This is a genomic window from Pseudomonas fungipugnans, from assembly GCF_029955235.1.
GTDB classification, from domain to species: domain Bacteria; phylum Pseudomonadota; class Gammaproteobacteria; order Pseudomonadales; family Pseudomonadaceae; genus Aquipseudomonas; species Aquipseudomonas fungipugnans.
The window spans coordinates 1125525-1144625 of the sequence record NZ_JARBWL010000002.1; the positions used below are offsets into that span (position 1 = coordinate 1125525).

Consider the following 19101-nt stretch of genomic DNA (forward strand, 5'->3'; position numbering starts at 1 on the left):
TTCTATTAGCATCCAACCCCGGTCAAACATAGTCTTAATCGGCTTAAAAAATTGGACGCTAATAGCAAAAGGATATTGCAATGATCATTCTAGGCATTACCAACAATGATTTGTCGGGCGCCTGCCTGGTGCGCGATGGCCAGATTCTGTCGGCGGTCAGCGAAGAGCGCTTTACCCGCATCAAGGACCACAAGATCTGGCCCGCCAAGTCCATCGAATTTGTATTAAGCCAAGCCGGGCTGATGCTCGAAGATATCGATTATGTTGCCTATGGCTGGAACGCCGGGTTCAGTGCCGATAAACACCTGGCGTTGTATTTCGACCGTATTGTTGAAGAAGTCAGAAATAATCCGCAGGGACTTTCGCAGTTCCGCCAGCGTGTCACCGATGAAGTAAAAAACGATAAAGAGAAACGCGCCGAGTTTGACGAATATATTTCAGCCAATGGTCTGACCGGCAAGGCGTATTACATTGATCACCATGAATGTCATGCCTTGGGCGCTTTCGTCTGTTCACCGTTTGACGAGGCGCTGACGCTGACGTGTGACGGCCGTGGTGACTTCCAGTCGCTGACTGTCACCTGGTACAGCCCGACTGAAACGACTGTGTTGCAACGGGAAACCAGCATCGACAGCCTGGGTTATTTCTACGGGCGCATTACCCATCTGCTGGGCTACAAACCGAACCGTCACGAAGGCAAAGTCACTGGCCTGGCGGCATTCGGCGATCCGCAAAAACTGCTGGGCGTGATGCAGCAGATGATTCGTTTCGAGGATGGGCGCATCAAGGCCAATTGCGGTGATTTGTTCCTGCCGTCCTACAACCACTACAGCGAACCGCTGGAAACCCTGTTTGCCCGCGAAACCCCGGAAGACATCGCCGCCGCCGTGCAGCGCCACACTGAAGACCTGTTGGTGGCCACGGTCAGCCATCACTTGGCGCAACGGGGAAGCACCAACTTGTGCCTGGCCGGTGGCGTGTTTGGCAACGTGAAACTCAATCAACGTTTGCGCGAGATTCCGGGGATCAAGAACGTCTACGTGTTGCCGTGCATGGGGGATGGCGGCCTGGCGCTGGCGGCGGCGGTCGGTACGGCTTACCTGGAGAACGGCACCCGCTTCCGCAACCCGGCGATGCTACTGGGGCCCGAGTCGCGCAGCGTTTCGCAGAATATCAACCTGATCATCCGCGACTACCCGGAACTGGGCTACCACACCCCGTCCAACATCATCGAGGTGTTGACCGAGGCACTGTTGGAGAATCAGGTGCTGGGCATGTTCAAGGGCAAGATGGAGTTCGGCCCGCGCTCGCTGTGCAACCGCAGCATTGTCTATCACGCCCAGGACGCTGACGTGAACGACTGGCTGAACAAGCGCATGCACCGCACCGAGTTCATGCCGTTTGGCCCGGTCACCGCCATCGAGCAGGCCGCTGCTTGCTACGTGGGTTGGGAGGAGGACCAGGTCGCCGCCGACACCATGACCATGACCTACGACTGCCATCCGCAATTTCGCGAAGCCAGCCCGGCGGTGGTGCACATCGACGGCACGGCGCGGCCGCAGATCATCCGACCACAAGGGGATGCGTTCATGCACCGCCTGCTGAATGCCTGGCACGACAAGACCGGCCAGTGTGCGCTGATCAACACCTCGTTCAACCGCCATGAAGAACCGATTGTATGTTCTCCTCAGGATGCGCTGGATGCGTTGAAAGAAGGCATGGTCGATCTGGTGGTGATGAGCGAATCGTTGATCGTGTGGCGCAAGGGCAGAAACAGCTTCACGCAGCAGCGGTTTGAATGATGGATTGAAAGTTGTGCAGGCTGGAATCGGACAATACCGATCACCTGTGGGAGCGAGCCTGCTCGCGAAAGCGGTCTGACTTATACATCTTTATCGGGTGTACCGACGCCTTCGCGAGCAGGCTCGCTCCCACATTTGGACGGTGCAAGTGCCAACGGACCCTGTTTCTGGAGTGTTGAACCTATGGCTACCCCATGTACCTGATCTTTTTCGGCTTCTTCGCGGCAGAAGGGATCATCTATCCGTTCTGGCCGACCTGGCTGGATTCACTGGGCTTCAGCGCCAGTGAGATCGGCCTGCTGATCGCAGCAGCTTATTGGCCTCAAGTATTCACCGGCGTCTTCATTACTTACGTCGCCGACTGGCGAGTGGACCAACTGCGTCTTGCCGGGTTTCTCGGATTTACCGCCGCGTTGTGCACCCTGTTCTTCTACTTCCTGCCCGCGTACTTATGGATGTTTGTATCTTTGAGCATCCTGTTCGGCGGCCTGTGGATGGTGGTGCTGCCACTGTCCGAATCGTACTTGCTCAAGCGCGACAAACAGGCGCTGCAAAACTACGGCTGGGTCCGGGCAGTCGGTTCTTCCGCGTTTATCCTGACCTCGACATTGGGCGGTGTGTTGTTCGCCCGCCACGGCCAGTTCTGGGTGCCGCTGGTGATAGCCGCCAGCATGCTGCTCACGGCCGTGGCCTGTTTGCGCTTGAAGCGCCGGGTGTCCCGAGACGGTTTGCAACCTGTCGCCCGCAACGTCAAACGACCTGACTGGCGAGCGCTGTTCGAGCGCAAAAGTTTGCTCATCGCGATTGCCGCCGCCAGTTTCATTCAGCTCAGCCACACCCTGTACTTTTCCACCTCGTCGATTGGCTGGGGTGTAAAGGGCTATTCCGCGGCGTCCATCGGGATGTTCTGGTCGGTGGCGGTGATTGCGGAAATTACCTATTTCGCGCTTTCCAATAAAGTCCTGTCGATCTGGTCGCCATTGTCTATCGTGATGTTTTCCAGTGTCTGCGCCGCGATGCGCTGGGCGTTCTTTTCCAACAGCGATGCGCTGTCGGTCATTCTGCTCGGGCAATGCCTGCATGCCTTGAGTTTTGCCGCCTATCACTCGGCAATCATGCGCTGCATCCGCGACCAGGCACCCGAAGACATTCAGGTCTTCACCCAGGGCGTTTATTACTCCCTGGCCGTCGCGCTGCCCATGGGATTGGCGACGCCGTTCGCCGGCTATTTGTACGAGACGCAGCCGCAGTGGTCTTATTACGTGATGGCGCTGTTCGCCCTGATCGGAACACTGCTGGCCTTTATTGCTCATCAGAAGATGCGAAGCCCAACTCATGACACAACGAACCTTTACCGCCGTCTGCTTTGATATGGATGGTGTGCTGATCCAGTCGCGCGAAGTTATCGAGCGGGCCTGGACGACCGTCGCCCGGCAGTACGGCATTGCCGTCGATCAGGCGTTCATTCGCGAGCATATTCATGGCCGTCCGGGTGGCCATACGATGCAGGCGCTGTTTGGTCGGTTTGATGAGCAACAGCGCGTAGCGATCAAGAAACAAGTCGACGCCATTGAAGAGATTTCGACCTGTGCGTTGGTGCCGGGTGTGGCCGCGCTGATTGCGCAACTCAAGGACGCCTCGGTGCCTTTGGCGCTGGTGACCAGCAGTTGGCGCGAGCGGGTCGGGCATGTCTTGCGCCAACACGGGCTGACGACGGTATTCGACGTCATCATCTGCCGCGATGACGTGCGCAGCGGCAAACCGGCACCCGACGCGTATCGTTTGGCCGCCGCGCAACTGCAGCGTCAGAGCGATGAATGCCTGGTGTTCGAGGACTCTGTCAGCGGCGTGCAGGCGGCGGTCAGCAGCGGAGCGCTGTGTATCGGTATTGGTGAGGATCAGGCATTGAGCGCGCACGGTGCAGATGCGGTCTATGCGGATTTCGATGCCTTGCCGTTTTCGCTGAACGAGGCGGCCATGCACTTCTATGACCGCGACGGCTTGTTTGTCGGAGTCGCCCGCTCATGACGCCGACCCTGCAGCATGCCACCGTGCTCTGGGACTTCCTCGGCCAGGGACGCCAGCACCAGCCCTGCGAGTTGATTGTCGTCTGTGGCTCCTACGACCTGCGCGTTTGCGACTACGCCTGCGAATTGTTGAAGCAAGGCGTTGCACCGCACCTGTTGTTTACCGGCAACACCGGCAACTGGACCCGGCATTTGTGGGCCCGGACCGAAGCCGATGTGTTCGCGCAAAGGGCGCTGGAGCTCGGTGTGTCAGCGGATCAGTTCACCCTGGAATCCCGCGCAACCAACTTCGCCGAAAATATCGGATTCGCCAGGGCGCTTTTTCCTCAGGTGCGCCGTGCCACGTTCCTGACCAAGCCGAATTCCATCCGGCGTGTGGCATTGACGCTGCCGATCCAGTGGCCGGAACTCGATGCCTTTGTCGATGCGCCGGCGTTCAGTTTTCCGGGCGGGGTGTCCAACATGATCGGCGTGCTGGGGCTGATTGATGAAATGGTCGGCGATGTGCACCGCATCATGGTTTACCCTTCTTTGGGCTTCCAGGCCGAGCAGGTCATCCCCGATGATGTGCAGGTGGCATGGCGTTTTCTGGTGGAACAGGGATTTGACCACCATTTGATCCAGGGCCGGAGCTGACCTCACCGGGAGACTGACTTGCAGTACGACACGCTGATCCGCAACGCCCTCGTCATTGATGGCAGTAACTGCCCCGGTTACTCGGCCGATGTGGCGATTCTCAATGGCCGGATCGAGCGCATTGGCGATCTGAAGGACGCCAATGCTGTCGAGGAAATTGACGCGGCGGGCCGGGTGCTGGCGCCGGGTTTTATCGACGTCCACACCCATGACGACACGGTTGTGATTCGCCAGCCGCAGATGCTGCCCAAGCTCAGCCAGGGCGTGACCACGGTGATCGTCGGCAACTGCGGGATCAGCGCATCGCCGGTCAGTCTGCGCGCTGATCCGCCAGACCCGATGAACTTGTTGGGAACCGCCAGTGCCTTTGTTTATCCACGCTTTCGCGACTACCGTGCGGCCGTCGAAGCTGCAAACACCACGCTGAACGTGGCAGCGCTGGTCGGCCACACCGCGCTGCGCAGCAACCACCTCGACGACCTGTTACGTACGGCCACCGGCGATGAAGTCACGGCGATGCGCAAGCAATTGCGCGAGAGTCTGGAGGCGGGCGCGCTGGGGTTATCCACAGGCCTGGCCTACGCCAGCGCATTTTCTGCATCCACCGACGAGGTGATGCAGTTGACTGAAGAGTTGACGGCCTTCGGCGCGGTCTACACTACTCATCTACGCAGCGAATTCGAGCCGGTGCTGGAGGCCATGGACGAAGCGTTCCGCATCGGTCGGCATGCGCAAAGTCCGGTAATCATTTCCCACCTCAAATGTGCCGGCGTTGGTAACTGGGGCCGCAGTCCGCAACTGCTGGCGGCGCTTGAGCTGGCCGCGAAAAACCACCCGGTCGGTTGCGATTGTTATCCGTATGCGGCAAGTTCCTCGACCCTGGACCTCAGGCAAGTCACCGACGCTCATCGCATCACTATCACCTGGTCCACGCCGCATCCTGAAATGGGCGGCCGTGATTTGCTCGACATTGCCGCCGAGTGGAGCATGCCGTTGCTCGACGCCGCCCGCCGCCTGCAACCGGCCGGTGCGGTGTATTACGGGATGGACGAAGCCGATGTACGGCGTATTCTCGCGCATCCGCTGACGATGGTCGGCTCCGACGGCCTGCCGGAAGACCCGTTTCCGCATCCGCGTTTGTGGGGGGCATTCCCTCGGGTGCTTGGTCATTTCAGCCGCGATGTCGGCCTTTTTCCGCTGCACACCGCCGTGCACAAGATGACCGGGTTGTCGGCGGCGCGTTTCGGCTTGAAGGCGCGAGGGGAAATCCGCGAGGGGTATTGGGCAGATCTGGTGTTGTTTGATCCGCTGACGATCCGCGATGTGGCGGATTTCAACGAGCCGCAGCGGGCCGCCGAAGGCATTGACGGGGTCTGGATCAACGGCGTATCGAGTTACAGCGAAGGCCAGGCGACTGGCCAAAGGGCAGGGCGGTTTCTGGCGCGGGAGGGTGATTTGCGGCAGGGCTTTCTTTGAACGGTCTTGTATAGTGGCATTGTGAGATTAAAGAATCCCGGCGCCAAGCCGAAGCGCTGTCATACAGCCCGTCTACAATGGGCTTTTAATCCAGGGAGCAACCCATGAGCTTCGGCAAAACCACCCCGATCCTGCGGATTTTCGATGTCGCCAAGGCTGTGGCGTTCTACGTCGACTTCCTGGGGTTCAAGATCGACTGGCAACACCGCTTCGAAGCCGACTTCCCGCTGTACCTGCAAATCTCCCGGGGTGATTGCGTGCTGCACTTGTCCGAACACCACGGCGACTGCACTCCGGGCTCGGCACTGCGCATCGAAACCGACGAACTTGAGGACTTTCAGCGGCAACTGATGGCCAAGGAATACGTATTCGCCCACCCGCAAATCCAGGCCATGCCATGGGGCAGCCAGGACATGACCGTGACCGATCCGTTTGGTAATCGGTTGGTGTTTACCAATGCGATCAGTGTTTGAGCGGGCGGGAGTCACTTTGGCTCCGTGCTAGTCTTGCTCGATAAGTCAGGCGAGTGGCAGGGGACTTATGACCAGCATCACCATTGGCAATCTTGATCGGCAGGTCTATGAACAGTTACGCATCGTGGCGCAAGAGAATGGCCATTCGATGGATGATGAGGCTTGCCGGATTTTGACGCAGGCATTTGAGACGAGTGCTGATGTCGGTGGTTTGGGGACTCGGATCAGCAGCCGATTCAGGGGCGGCTTGCAAGTCGATCTGGATCTTCCTTCTCGCTAGCACCCAGTGCAGTGGCCTGCGCTTCCTCAAGAGTATCGCCAGTAGCGTGCAGTTCTAGAGTCTCGGCGCACGATACCCAGACGCTGCCTGGCTCTTCGTGAACTTCCAGTGCATATTCGAACATGGCGACTTCCCCGTCGAACCCGACATCCAAAAACACAAAAGCCCTTCATTCAAAGGGCTCTTGAGCATGTCTGAAAATCGCCGGTTTACACCCTGAAGTGGCTCACCATTTCCTGCAACTGATTGCCCAACCGTGCCAGTTCAACACTGGACGCTGCGGTCTCGTCGCTGGCGGCGGCGGTCTGTTCGGACACGTCGCGCACGTTGATGATGCTGCGGCTGATCTCTTCGGCCACGGCGCTTTGCTGTTCGGCGGCGGCGGCGATCTGTTGGTTCATCGACTGGATGTTGGACACCGTGCGGGTGATGTTTTCCAGTGACACGCCGGCCTTGCGGGTCAGCGCGACACTGCTGTCGGTCAGGGCGCGGCTGTTGTTCATCACTGCCGATACTTGCTGTGTACCGTTCTGCAGACCGGCGACCAGGCCTTCGATTTCCTCGGTGGATTTCTGTGTGCGCTGGGCCAGGCCACGCACTTCGTCGGCGACCACGGCAAAACCACGACCGGCTTCACCGGCACGGGCGGCTTCGATGGCAGCGTTGAGGGCCAGCAGGTTGGTCTGTTCGGCTACAGCCTTGATCACGTCCATGACGCTGCCGATCTTGTCGCTTTCCTGTTGCAGCACACTCATGGCTTCGGTGGATCGCACGACTTCGCTGGCCAGACGTTCGATCTGGGCGATGGCTTCGTTGACCACTTTGTCGCCTTCGCGGGCTTCGCCGTCGGCGGCTGCGGCGGCTTGCGAGGCTTCTTCGGCGTTGCGCGCCACTTCCTGAACGGTCGCGGTCATTTCGTGCATCGCGGTGGCGACCTGGTCGGTTTCAATCTTCTGGCTGTTGACCCCGGCGCTGGTCTGTTCGGTGACGGCCGACAATTCTTCGGCGGCGCTGGCGATTTGCGTAACGCCGTCGCGGATGCCGCTGATCAAGTCGCGCAGGGTCACGCCCATACGGGCAATGCCTTGTTGCAGCACACCGAGTTCATCACGGCGGGTGACCTTGACGTCCTGAGACAAGTCGCCGCTGGCGATGCGTTCGACCACGGCCAGGGTTTCGCGCAACGGGCGGGTGATCTGACGGGTGATGATCACCGCGGCAATGATGCCCACCAGCAACGCCAGCAGGGTGCTGATCAATTGCAGGGTGCGCGCCTGGGCGCTTTCGATGTCACGACGGTCGAGCTGGATCTGGTACAGCTTGTCGCTCAGGGTAACGATGTTGGTGCCCTGGTCGGTCATTTCCTTGCGCGCCTGTACGGCGTCGGCGTTGGCGGCTTTAAACGCCAGCAAGGCACTGCGGTAACCGGTCAGCGCGGTTTCCAGCTGGTGCAGGGTGTCGGCCTCGGTGTCGGCAAAATGGGCGTTGAGGGATTTCAGGCTGGCGATGGCCGAATCCAGTTGCGCGACGGCTTTTTGCTCGGTGTCGGCGTTGGTGCTGCCGGTATAGCCACGTACTTCGTAGCGCGCCAGCAGGAATTCTTCGCGGGCGGCAGTGATGGCCTGGAACTGTTCGAAGCGTTGATCGCTCAGGGGCATCTGCTGCACACGGGTGTAGATCGTTTCGATCAGCGTGTTGGCCGTCTCGGCGTTGGCGCCCATGGCGTCGCGGGCGCTGTTACCGGTGCGGTAGGCGTTGCGCATCTTGTTCAGGGACGTCTGGTATTCGCTGATGGTCGCGGCCTGCTCTTTGAGCAACTTGACGTTTTCCGGGCTCTTGAAGCTGCTGATCAGCGCTTGCTGCTGGGCGGCAAAACCGTCGAGGGTGGTCTGCACATTCTGCGCGGCGCTTTCGTCGCCGTTGGTCAGCATGTACTGCAGGCGCACCACGCGCAGTTTGGTCAGCCCGGCGTTGAGCTGGGTGATGTCGCTCATCCAGTTGCTGCGGTCAATCAGCCCGCCAAGGCTGGTCCAGCCGGTCAGGGCCAACACGCAGGTCAATGCCAGGACCAGGCCGAAACCCAGGCCCAGTTTCAGGTTTACGCTGATATTGCCGAACCAGCTGTTCATCAGAAATCCTCCAGGAACGTTGTGCTTCTTGATCATCGGTTGGCTGGAAGATTGTTGTTTTTAGGTGCCAGCAAGGGTGTGAAAGGTATGTATCGGCCGTAAACGCGAGAGCTGAAAGGATTTTGTCAGACAGGTTTTGTAACAAGATCTGTGGCGGTGCTTAAGCTTTTTTTCACATGTCTTTCACTTCCCGCCGACGGGCGTTTCTCTAGCCTCCTTGGATTAAATGACGGGCGTTGTAGGCCGGTGAGGGGCTTGATGTGGAATTGAGACTGAGTCTGTTCGGGATAAAACGCTCGATTGATCTGACGCGCTATGCCCGTTGGCGCAATACGGCTGTCGTCGTGGCGGCGGCGTTGCTGGTGATTCCCTTGACGCTGGTGCTGCTGAGCCCAGCGGCGGTGCCGGACCTGGCCCACGGTAATGTGGCTGGTGCCAAGGCATTGCTGTCTGGCTGGGCCAGGGGCGATATGATCGTTCTGGTTCGCCATGTCGAACGTTGCGACCATTCCACAGCGGTTTGCCTGAGCGGTGAAGAGGGCATTACCGATCGTTCCAGGGGCGTTGCGGTGGCCGTCGGTGCTCATTTCGAACGCCTGGGTTTGACCAGGGCCGACATTTACAACAGCCCGATACTGCGCGCCGCGCAAACCGCCGGTTACATGTTCGGCAAGGTTGGCGTCGGCGAAGACTGGTTGATCAGTTGCAAGGGCGTCATCCTGCGCGAGGCGCTGGCGCACAAGGTGCCGGGGCGCAATCTGATTCTGGTGACGCATAGCGAGTGCATGGCGGACCTGGAAAAAACCCTCAAGTTTGCCACCTCATCGCCTGGTTACGGCGCCTCACTGTTCATTTCCGCACAGAACCCGCAGGCGCCGCAGGTGCTCGGTTCCATCGAGGCCTCGGATTGGCGTTCGATGAGCGTCACCGAATAGCGGCTGTCTGAATGACAAAACCCGCCAGCCCTGAGAGGGGGTGGCGGGTTTTTTGTTGTTTGGTCAGAGCGCGGTGGTGGCGGCAAAAATGCCTTCGCGAGCCTGCTCGCGAAGAACGATGACGCGGTGTCAGTAATGCCCCGGAAATTTTACTCCCCCACGAAGTAATAAGCCTGACGCCCCACCATCATGGTCTTGATTACCTTCAACGGCGCAACAGGCTCGTTGTCGCCGGCCATCACCGCGACATTTGACGGTGAAGCCTTCAGAAACTCATGCAACTGCGCTTCGGTGTCCAGTCCCTTGAGCACCCGTTGCAGGTAGAACACGCTGGCGCCGCCCACGCGTTCATCGGCCTGAAACAGCGCAACCTGCTGGCCATTGCCTTCGAGGCTCTGGATCTGCTCGACCAATGGCACGAACGACAGCGTACGATCATCTCTGGGCAGCAACCATTGCGCGGTGATCAGGTAGCAGGCAACCAGAAAGGTGCCCAGCCCCGCGATCAGTCCCTTGCGGTGGCGAGCGATAAATCCGATCAGCCCTGAGGCACCTTCACGAGCCATCAGCCGCTCGTACAGCACCCGGCCATATTCGGCGGCGATCACGGCGGCGGCAGGGGTCAGGGACATCAGATACACCGTGCGCTTGCTCGACGCCAGCGTCAGCATGGCGAACTGCGCCACCACCCACACCGTGAAAAACAGCAGGTAACGATTGGCCATCAGGCTTTTACGGAAGTGCCACAAGCCCAGGTACAGCAAAATGTTCCAGGGCAAAAAAGCCTGGGGCAGCTTGGTCAGGTAGTAGTAGAACGGTTCGTAGTGCCCGGCCTCGACGAACGAGCCACTGAAGCGCCCGATGCTGTTGGTCAGCAGCACTTCGGTGAGGGCTTGGATGCCGCCGCGTTGATACAGCACTGCGAGCCAGATCAGCAGCGGAATCAGCCCCACCAGCGTCAACAGGCCGGGACGCAGCCAGTCGCCGACTTTCAGGCGCTTGTCCATCAGGCTCTCGGCCAGCAGAAAGGCGAAAATCACCACCCCCGGCATGGCCAGGCCGAGCATGCCTTTGCTCAACGTGGCAATGACAATCCCGGCGATGAACAGCAGGGCGTTGCCGGGCGTCGACTGCCGCAGCCCCTGAAAAAACGCCAGCAGGGTCATGGTCACGCCCAGCGACAGCAGCGAGTCCTCGCCGACCCCGCGTACGTTGCTCCAGTAACTGGCCCCGGTTATCAGCAGAAAACCTGCGGTCCAGGCCACCGCTTTGGGCCGGCCGAACTTGCGCAACATGGCGTACAGGATCATGACGCTAAACAACGCGGCAAACGCCGACGCCAGGCGCACCGCCCACGGTGTACCACCGAACGCGCGGATCGCCCCGGCGTCCAGCCATAGGCTCAACGGTGGTTTTTCAAGGAAAGGCACGCCGAACAGGCGCGGTGTCACCCAGTCGTTATCCACATGCATTTGCATGGCAATCCCGGCGACCCGTGCTTCTGTGGAGCCTTGCAGTGAATGATTGCCCAGCGCGAAGAAAAACAGCAGAACAGCGAGCAGAAACAGCGAAGAGGCGGAACGCGACATAGGCTTCTGGCTACCGAAGAAAAGGGATCGTAAAAACGAGCCGGAAAAGTATACGGGATGATTTCTTAACAAAGTGTGAACAACCGCTGTGATCTAGTAGCGGCAAACGTCGCCTCTTGTTTCTCCCTTTTGCCTGGCAGGCCATGCCAAGTGAGCCCTTCTTGAAACGCACCCGAAATACATCGTCTGTTGCAAGACGGTCCGTACCTGGAAAAGCTGCCCGCTGGTCAATCATCCTCGTGATTATCTTGCTGATCGTAGCTGCGATCGTCGGCCACTGGATGTTTACACCACCGGCGCCCTATGTTCCGGTGAACGGGCTGGATCCTTCGACCCTGTCGATGATTGCCCTGGGCGATCAGGGTAGCGGGGATCTGCAACAGTGGCGGGTCGGGCAGGCGATGGAGCGGGTGGCGGTCAGGGACGGGCGTCTGGACATGGTCGTGTTGTTGGGCGACAACTTTTACGGCAAAACGCTAACCACGACCCACGACCTGGCCTGGCAGATGAAGTTCGAGCGTGTCTATTGGGGGCAGTGGTTGAGTCATGTGCCGTTCTTCGCCGTGCTGGGCAATCACGATTACCCGGTATCGCAAAAGGTCGAAATCGAATACGGCCAGCAGCATGCGGGCTCGGGACGCTGGCAGATGCCGGGCAATTTTTACGTCAAGGATTTCGGCAGCGTCGATGGGCGCCCGTTGGTGCGAATGGTGTTTCTGGACACCTCAGCACCGCGGGACACATTTCAACATCAGATCGACCTGCTTGACCAGGCGTTCCAGCAACCGGGACCGGCGCCGGTTTGGCGCATCGCGGCGGCCCATCACCCGGTGCGCAACCATGGAGAGCACGGTGAGGACTCTGCCCTGATCGCCCTGTTGTTGCCCGCACTGACGCGCAACAAGGTCGATGTGTTCCTGGCCGGGCACGATCATAATCAACAGTTGTTGCTGCGTGAGGCAGAGCCGGCGTGGGTGATTTCCGGGGCCGGCGGTCAGAAGCTGTATCCCGTTGCAACGGGTCAGCAAGACACTTCATTTGCGACCGAGACTGCCGGTTTTACCAAGCTTGATTTGGATGCCCGCCAGCTGCGGTTGAGGTATTACGATGATCGAGGCAATCCGCAGGCCGGCTATCACTGGGCCAGGGATTGTCAGTGGATGGCCAAAGGGTGCCTGCTGCCGGACGTCGCCGAACCGGTTCTCGCGCAATGACACGCCGGGCGCTTAGCGGTACTGCGCATTCTGAGCCGGGTTGATCAGCGAGGTCAGCACATGATCCTGCCAGCGCCCGGCGATATTCAGATAGGCCTTGGCATAGCCCTCGCGTTCAAATCCAAGACGTTCCAGTAGCCGTGCACTGCGTTCATTTGCGGGGACATGATTGGCCATGATCCGGTGCAGTTGCTGCGCTTCGAACATGTAGCGGATGCCCGCTTCCAGGGCTTCATGCATCAAGCCCTGGCCCTCGTGTGCTTCATCGATGTGGTAGCCGAGATAGCAGGCCTGAAAGGCCCCACGAGTGATGACGGTGTAGTTACACGCACCGATCATCTGGCTTGCGTCCGCCGTAAGCACCGCGAAATGCACCGCCAGGCCGAGCTCGAAAGCACTGGCCTGTACCGCAAGGCGTGAGCGAATGTGTTCAGGGCTGTGGTAATCGGCGGGGCGAATCGGTGACCACCGGGCCAGATGCCTCTGGTTACGCTGGTAAAAATCGCTTTCCAGCGTCGCCTGTTCAGGGTCAAGCACCGCCAGCGTCAGGCGTTTGCAGGGCAGGGTCAACAGCGGCATCGGGTGCTCCGTAATCGGGGGCCAGGCGCAAGCATTGCTTGAGCGGCGGTAAAACTCAAACCGCCAGCGGCAATGTCACGATAAAGGTGCTGCCTTGACCATCCCCGTCACTCATGCCGGTCACGGTGCCGCCATGGGCTTCGACCAGCTCGCGAACCACGGTCAAACCAATACCCAGCCCGGCGCCATTGAAGCCGATGGCGTGCACGTCTTGTACAAACGGCTCGAAGATGAAGGGCAGCGCCTTGGCGGAAATGCCGATGCCGTTGTCACAAACGCTCAACTTCAGCACCTCGGCCTCGGTGGTCACCGATAGTGTGACGGTGCCTCCAGTCGGTGTGTATTTGGCGGCATTGCCCAGCAGGTTGCCGAGGATCTGTGCAAGGCGCACCGGGTCACCGTTCACCGTCAGCGGGCAGTCAGGCAGTTCGGCGGTGAAGTGCAGGTGCCGCGTGTTCATGACCGGACTGCACACGGCAATGGCTTCATGGATGATCGCCACCATGTCGACCATCATGCAATCGAGGCGCAGTTTGCCGGTGCTGGCACGCGAGACATCGAGCAAGTCGTCCACCAGCCGCGACATGTGTTGTACCTGACCTTCGATCAGCGCCTGCATACGCGGCAATTCCGTGCTGGGCACCCGCACCAGGCGCCCGGCGATCATGCTGATCGGTGTCAGCGGATTGCGCAGTTCGTGGGCCACCAGGGTCAGAATATTGCGTTGTTGTTCCAGCGTGTGTTCGGCCGAGGCTTGCAGGTCTTGTGCGCTGAGCGCTGCGATCACCAGCTGCGCGTTGGCTTCGCGCATTTCCAGAAACACGCGCTGTTCTTCTTGCGAGCGTTGAGGCTTCTCCGCCTCCGATTGCGCCAGCAGAATCGCCAGTACCAATTGCTGGTTGGCTTCGACCAGCTGTTCGATTTGCTGGGCGTCTACCAGCCGATTGTTGGTGTCGCTCAATTCTTTTTGCAGCGCCGCCAACACCGAACGCGCCTCTACGGTTTTCTGGCCGAGCAGGAACAGTTCACGAGCGGCTGAGGCCATCGCTTGCGTACTCCTGTCATCGGGCTCAGTCATGCTTGTGGCTCACGCATCGTCTTTGTCGAGGTGGCGCCGCGTTGGCCTGCCGCCGAGCAAGCCTTCCTGTTCCGGCAGACGCTCGCCGATTTGCAGGCCGTTGTCGTCGATGCGGTACAGGCGCAATTCATCGGAGTGGGCACTGGCGCGTACCTTGACCACGGCCATGATGCGCAACAGGCGGCTCTGCACTTCAATATAGCGCTGGACGATGATCGCATCGGTGAGAAACGCCGTGCCATACGGGCTGAAGCGCAGGTCGGTGTAGCGATCTTCCAGCTCGGAGGTCATCAGCACACTGACGCCGGCACCGGTCAACGCGCTGACCATGCGTGACAAGGACTCGCGAAAGTCCCCGCGGAATGTCGGCGCCAGCGCCAGTTCGAATCCTGACAGCGAGTCGATCACCACGCGGGTGGCCTTGAGCCGGGTAATTTCGCTGAGCAGCAACTGGACGATTTCATCGATCGACAAGTCCGGTGCGCGACTGTCCACAAGACCGATCTGGCCGCTCTGGATCAGGCCGGCCAATGTGGCATTTTGTGAATGATTGGGCCGCTGTTCGAACACCGCGATCACGCCGGTTTCACCGTTACGTGCGCCTTCATCAAGAAAAGTCGCCGCCAGGATGCTCTTGCCCGAGCCCGACGGCCCTGCCACCAGTAGCGAGTAGCCACGAGGCAGGCCACCGCCGAGCATGTCGTCGAGTTCTGGCACGCCCATTTTCAGGCGTTTGATCGGGAACTGGAGCGGTGCTTCAGCCACGTTGAGCGGTGCGGGAGGAAAGACCTTGATCCCTGATGTCGCGATACGAAACGTGTGCAGCCCCGGTAACGTCGGCTGGCCGCGCATCTTCATGATTTCCATCTTGCGCACCATCGAATTGCGCTCGACGCTCTGGCGTAACCAGATCAGGCCATCGGCCACAGTGAAAATCGGGTTGGTGTCGGTTTCGGTGAAATACTCACCGATCAGGAAGGTCGTCGCCTGCCAGGTGGTCATCAACATGCCCAGTTGCTGAACGAACTGCGGCAGGTTGTTGTTGGGGTTGTCTTCGGTCTGGCTGGCCAGCACCACGGAACGGAACGAGTCGACAAATACCAGCGCCGGGGAGTGAGTCTCGACTTCGCTGACGATGCGCCGCAGCACTTCGTCCAGGTCGCCGGCCAGGGTGTCGTCGGCCAGATTGATATAGCGAATCGACTGGTTGATCGCTTCGCTGTCGAAAAAGTCGAACTGCTGCTGATAGCGCAGCATTTTCAGCGGCGGCTCGCCGAGCACGGTAAAGAACAGCGCCGGGCGTTCAGGCGTCGCCAGGTTGAACATCATCTGATGCGCCAGGGTGGTTTTGCCGCAACCGGGAGGGCCGGCGATCAGGTTGAACGAAAACTCCGGCAAACCTCCGCCCAGCACCTCGTCCAGGCCTGGCACGCCGGTGGCCAGACGGTTGATAGTCACTTTGGTGCTCATGGCGAATTTTCCTGCGAAGGGGTGTCGCTCAAAGAAGGCTCCCACACGCCACACAGCAGGCGTGCAGTCAGCGAAGGCCCGATCAGCGTGGTCAGCAAGTCGTAAAAGGTGGTCAGCAACACTTCACCGAAAAACAATGCATCGGTTTCGTTTTGCTCAATGAGTATCGATTTGAGAGCAGCGTGTCCCAGGTTGGCCTGCACACTGTCGTAGGTGCCGGCCAGACGCGGATGAGTGACAGCGCACAGGTGCAGGCTGCGGCGGTACAGCGCGGCAACCCCCTGTTGACCAATGATCGGCGCGAGGGCTGCGTCCATATCCTGCAAGATCGCAGCAATTACCTGCGAGATCTTCGCAATGTCAGCGTTGGGGCCAACACGGTGCGCCAGAGAAGCTACGATCTGGCGGCTCTCTTCGCTTAGCGTGGGCATGGCTAACTGATATCTGAAGGACAGACCCTGATGGTACACCCAATGAGGTGTTCGGGAGTGATTTGCATCACGCGGCGGCGGGCGCTTGAAATCGGCCAATTCAAGTCTGGCGCCCTATAAAATTCCTCGCCTGGTTGCACGAGCGTGCACCCCCGGGCCTTTGCCGACGAGCGCGGCAACTTTATCAAGGATGACGCATGGAGCATTTACTGCCCATAGAACTGCACTCAATTAGCTTGAGAGCGCCCGACCCAACGTTTTACCGGTCGCTCCAGCATGCCCCTGAACAGCAGTTTTGCCGTCCATACCGAGTTTTTAAGCTGGGCCAGGCCGCATACCTCTGAGGACCAGGCGCGCGCGTCATTCGCCGCGCCATGGTGTCCAGGACACACTCCTGTATCGGCTCAAGCCGTCGAGCTAACCTGCCAGCATGCCCCAGAACATCGCGATCACGGCCAGGGTCATCGCAATGGTGCAGCACCAGCCCAATACTTTCAGGCTCAAGTGAATGACGAACTTGCCCATGATGGCTTTGTTGGACGCCATGAACATCATGATGAACATGATCGGCACCGCCATCACGCAGTTGATCACGGCGCTCCAGATCAACGCCTTGATCGGGTCGATCGGTGCAAAACAGATCAGCACCCCCAGCAGCGTTGCAGCAGTAATGATGCCGTAGAACTGCTTGGCCGTTTTCGGCTCGTCTGCCAGGCTGTTTTTCCACTGCAACGCGCCCGCGATGGCATACGCGGCGGAACCGGCCAGCACCGGAATGGCCAGCAGGCCGGTGCCGATGATCCCGGCACTGAATAGCCAGAACGCAAACTCGCCGGCGATCGGACGCAGGGCGGTGGCGGCGTCTGCCGATGTTTGAATCTGTGTCATGCCATGTATATGCAGGGTCACGGCGGTGGTCAGCATGATGAAGAAGGCGATGATGTTGGAAAAACTCATGCCGATCACGGTGTCGATACGGATGCGTTTGAAGTTGACCCGGGCTTGATCCGGCGCGTCGATAAGGGCCTGTGCATTAGGACGCGCCTCCAGTTCTTCGACCTCTTGCGAGGCTTGCCAGAAAAACAGATAAGGGCTGATGGTCGTGCCGAAAATGGCCACGATCATGGTGACGTATTCAGGCTTCCAGGAAAGCGCTGGCCATACCGTCCGGTAAGCGACCTGGCCCCAGGGAATATGCACGGCAAACAGGGTGCCGACATAGGCCAGCAGCACCAGCGTCAGCCACTTGAGGACGCGCACGTAGCGGTTGTAGGGAATGAACACTTGCAACAGCACCGAGACCACACCAAAGCCCACGGCGTAGAGCAGGGCCGGGCCGCCAATCAACAGTTTCAAGGCTTCGCCCATGGCGGCAATGTCGGCGGCGATGTTCACGATATTGGCGATCAACAACAGCGCGACGATGCCCAGCAGAAACGGCTTGGGGTAATGAAGACGAATGTTGGTCGCCAGGCCGTGGCCGCTGACCCGACCGATGCGGGCGCTGATCATCTGGATGCCGACCATCAACGGAAACGTCAGGAACAAGGTCCAGAGGGTATTCAAGCCAAACTGTGCACCGGCCTGTGAGTAGGTCGCGATGCCGCTTGGATCGTCGTCCGCCGCGCCAGTAATCAGGCCGGGGCCGAGCTTTTTGAGCCACGAAGTTTTAGCAGAAACAGAGGGTTTTTCAGCCTGAGCTTCATTATTCATGGACGTAGCTGCGATAGGGCGGCGGGGTGCCACACATAGCTGTGACGGGCGCGCTGCGAGAAGAGTTCAACAAGAGATATCCGGGACAAGGCATGGGCGAAAGTCCGAGGATGTAGCAGGCAAAAAAAAGCCCGCGGGAGAGCGGGCAAACCGTAGTTTCTTGAATGAGCGAGGGCAATGTACCGGTTGGCGCGGGGCGATGGGGTGAAGAAAAGTTCATGTGCTTCGCCAGCCCAGGCTGGCTGCAAATCAGGCAATGAATGTTATGGGCAATCCACCGGACGTTCTGGTTCTTGCCGCCTAACAGGCCCACTTGAAGTCCTGAAACGCCGGGATGGTGGCGCGCGCAGGCGCGTGGCGGGCAGCCTGCAGTGACGCCGCATAGCTGATCCCGGGGCCCAGCGCATCGACAAGCTGGAAAATGCCTTCAAGGCCGCAGTCCAGAATCAATGTCACACCGGGGTAGGCGCTCGCCAGATTCAACCCCCGACCGTTCCACTGTGCAGCATTCGGTGGAACGTCGATCAACAACCAGCTGCGGTATTTGAAGCGCACACCCACTTCCTTGAGCAATTCGTTCCATTCCATGGTGTAGCCTCAGCGACTTGCAATGAGCACAGGGACCGCGTTGTTGAGGGAAAACGCTATCAGGAATACCGCCAATCCGACGTCGATCTGCCGGGTGTATTTAAGGAACAATGCCTTGATCGGCCCTTGGCCGAACAACAGGGCCACCAGGGAGTACCAGGTGACTTCCAGGGTCGAACACAACAGCACCACCAGTACCTTATCGAGGTCCGAGCGCGGCGCGGACAGAAAGCCCGCGTAGATACTGATCATGAAGGCGATGGTTTTCATGTTGCTGATGTTGGTGATGACTCCGACCCGGTAGGCCTTGGCAAAACTGGTAACACCCGGCCCAGCGCTTTCAGGCGTGCCGGTGTTTTTCGCCAGTACGCTTTTGATAATGCTGTAGGCGATGTACAGCAGGTACGCCGAGCCGCACAGCGTGGCGACCTTGGAGAACGCCGGATACTGGTGCAACAGCGCCGCCAGGCCCAACAGCGAGATGGTTGAGAAGAACACGCCAACCGTGCAAATTCCCAAGGTCGCCCCAAGGCCGGTCGACACCGAGCCCAAGGAAGAAAACCGGCTGACGATAATGAAATTGGGGCCAGGGCTGATGACCGCCAGAATGTAGATCAGTGCTGCAGTAAACATGCGAACTCCTTGTCATGGGGCAGCAGCCAGCGACGGCTGCTGCGGGGC

Annotated in this window: 18 protein-coding genes and 1 pseudogene; 9 read left to right on the forward strand and 10 right to left on the reverse strand. The window is 59.3% G+C overall.

The annotated features are described in order from the left end of the window. The first annotated feature begins 80 nt into the window (after positions 1-80). From POF45_RS19915 to POF45_RS19945, 7 genes are all read left to right on the forward strand, one after another. Positions 81-1802, forward strand: a complete 1722-nt coding sequence (locus POF45_RS19915) for a carbamoyltransferase family protein (protein ID WP_259499131.1) — start codon at positions 81-83, stop codon at positions 1800-1802. 194 nt (positions 1803-1996) lie between these two features. Further along, positions 1997-3172, forward strand: coding sequence for an MFS transporter (locus tag POF45_RS19920; RefSeq protein WP_282316510.1), 1176 nt, complete (start codon positions 1997-1999; stop codon positions 3170-3172). Beyond that, complete coding sequence (locus tag POF45_RS19925; protein WP_259499134.1) at positions 3138-3830, forward strand: HAD family hydrolase; 693 nt, start codon at positions 3138-3140, stop codon at positions 3828-3830. The genes POF45_RS19920 and POF45_RS19925 overlap by 35 nt, the downstream gene beginning before the upstream one ends. Further along, positions 3827-4465, forward strand: coding sequence for a YdcF family protein (locus POF45_RS19930; RefSeq protein ID WP_282316511.1), 639 nt, complete (start codon positions 3827-3829; stop codon positions 4463-4465). The genes POF45_RS19925 and POF45_RS19930 overlap by 4 nt, the downstream gene beginning before the upstream one ends. An 18-nt stretch (positions 4466-4483) precedes the next feature. Further along, the gene (locus POF45_RS19935) at positions 4484-5941 is read left to right on the forward strand and encodes an N-acyl-D-amino-acid deacylase family protein (protein WP_282316512.1); all 1458 of its coding nucleotides are present in this window, start codon (positions 4484-4486) and stop codon (positions 5939-5941) included. A 104-nt stretch (positions 5942-6045) separates the two neighbouring features. Next, entirely contained in the window at positions 6046-6414 is a 369-nt protein-coding gene (locus POF45_RS19940; RefSeq protein WP_282316513.1) for a glyoxalase superfamily protein, read from the forward strand. Positions 6415-6481: 67 nt separating this feature from the next. Beyond that, positions 6482-6694: a FitA-like ribbon-helix-helix domain-containing protein gene (locus POF45_RS19945; protein ID WP_282316514.1), complete on the forward strand. Its 213-nt coding sequence runs from the start codon at positions 6482-6484 to the stop codon at positions 6692-6694. Positions 6695-6903: 209 nt separating this feature from the next. On the opposite strand, the gene POF45_RS29915 is transcribed toward POF45_RS19945, so the two are convergent. Both POF45_RS29915 and POF45_RS29920 read right to left on the reverse strand, forming a co-directional pair. Further along, a complete protein-coding gene (locus POF45_RS29915) occupies positions 6904-7767 on the reverse strand; it encodes a methyl-accepting chemotaxis protein (protein WP_409077943.1) in 864 nt (287 codons plus the stop codon). Continuing rightward, positions 7762-8859 (reverse strand): annotated as a pseudogene (locus POF45_RS29920) (methyl-accepting chemotaxis protein); the annotation flags it as partial. The pseudogene POF45_RS29920 and the gene POF45_RS29915, both read right to left, overlap by 6 nt. A 224-nt stretch (positions 8860-9083) precedes the next feature. Here POF45_RS29920 and pmrG point away from each other — a divergent pair. Then, positions 9084-9758, forward strand: coding sequence for a lipopolysaccharide core heptose(II)-phosphate phosphatase PmrG (gene pmrG / locus POF45_RS19955; protein ID WP_282316516.1), 675 nt, complete (start codon positions 9084-9086; stop codon positions 9756-9758). A gap of 149 nt (positions 9759-9907) precedes the next feature. On the opposite strand, the gene POF45_RS19960 is transcribed toward pmrG, so the two are convergent. Next, positions 9908-11347, reverse strand: a complete 1440-nt coding sequence (locus POF45_RS19960; RefSeq protein ID WP_282316517.1) for an ArnT family glycosyltransferase — start codon at positions 11345-11347, stop codon at positions 9908-9910. Between the two features lie 248 nt (positions 11348-11595). Between POF45_RS19960 and POF45_RS19965 the strand changes: the two genes are divergently transcribed. Further along, positions 11596-12561, forward strand: a complete 966-nt coding sequence (locus tag POF45_RS19965; protein WP_282316518.1) for a metallophosphoesterase — start codon at positions 11596-11598, stop codon at positions 12559-12561. Between the two features lie 12 nt (positions 12562-12573). Here the strand turns inward: POF45_RS19965 and POF45_RS19970 are convergent, their stop codons facing one another. From POF45_RS19970 to POF45_RS20000, 7 genes are all read right to left on the reverse strand, one after another. Next, positions 12574-13140, reverse strand: coding sequence for a GNAT family N-acetyltransferase (locus POF45_RS19970; RefSeq protein WP_282316519.1), 567 nt, complete (start codon positions 13138-13140; stop codon positions 12574-12576). 55 nt (positions 13141-13195) lie between these two features. Continuing rightward, positions 13196-14185 (reverse strand): sensor histidine kinase, encoded by a 990-nt coding sequence (locus tag POF45_RS19975; protein ID WP_282316520.1) that lies wholly within the window; start codon positions 14183-14185, stop codon positions 13196-13198. A gap of 42 nt (positions 14186-14227) precedes the next feature. Beyond that, entirely contained in the window at positions 14228-15688 is a 1461-nt protein-coding gene (locus POF45_RS19980; RefSeq protein WP_282316521.1) for an ATPase domain-containing protein, read from the reverse strand. Continuing rightward, entirely contained in the window at positions 15685-16218 is a 534-nt protein-coding gene (locus POF45_RS19985; protein WP_282316522.1) for a hypothetical protein, read from the reverse strand. The genes POF45_RS19980 and POF45_RS19985 overlap by 4 nt, the downstream gene beginning before the upstream one ends. A 318-nt stretch (positions 16219-16536) precedes the next feature. Continuing rightward, positions 16537-17832 (reverse strand): NRAMP family divalent metal transporter, encoded by a 1296-nt coding sequence (locus POF45_RS19990; RefSeq protein ID WP_259499157.1) that lies wholly within the window; start codon positions 17830-17832, stop codon positions 16537-16539. A gap of 300 nt (positions 17833-18132) precedes the next feature. Beyond that, positions 18133-18420: a hypothetical protein gene (locus tag POF45_RS19995; RefSeq protein ID WP_259499159.1), complete on the reverse strand. Its 288-nt coding sequence runs from the start codon at positions 18418-18420 to the stop codon at positions 18133-18135. Between the two features lie 9 nt (positions 18421-18429). Then, positions 18430-19053, reverse strand: a complete 624-nt coding sequence (locus POF45_RS20000) for a LysE family translocator (protein ID WP_259499160.1) — start codon at positions 19051-19053, stop codon at positions 18430-18432. Positions 19054-19101: the final 48 nt, after the last annotated feature.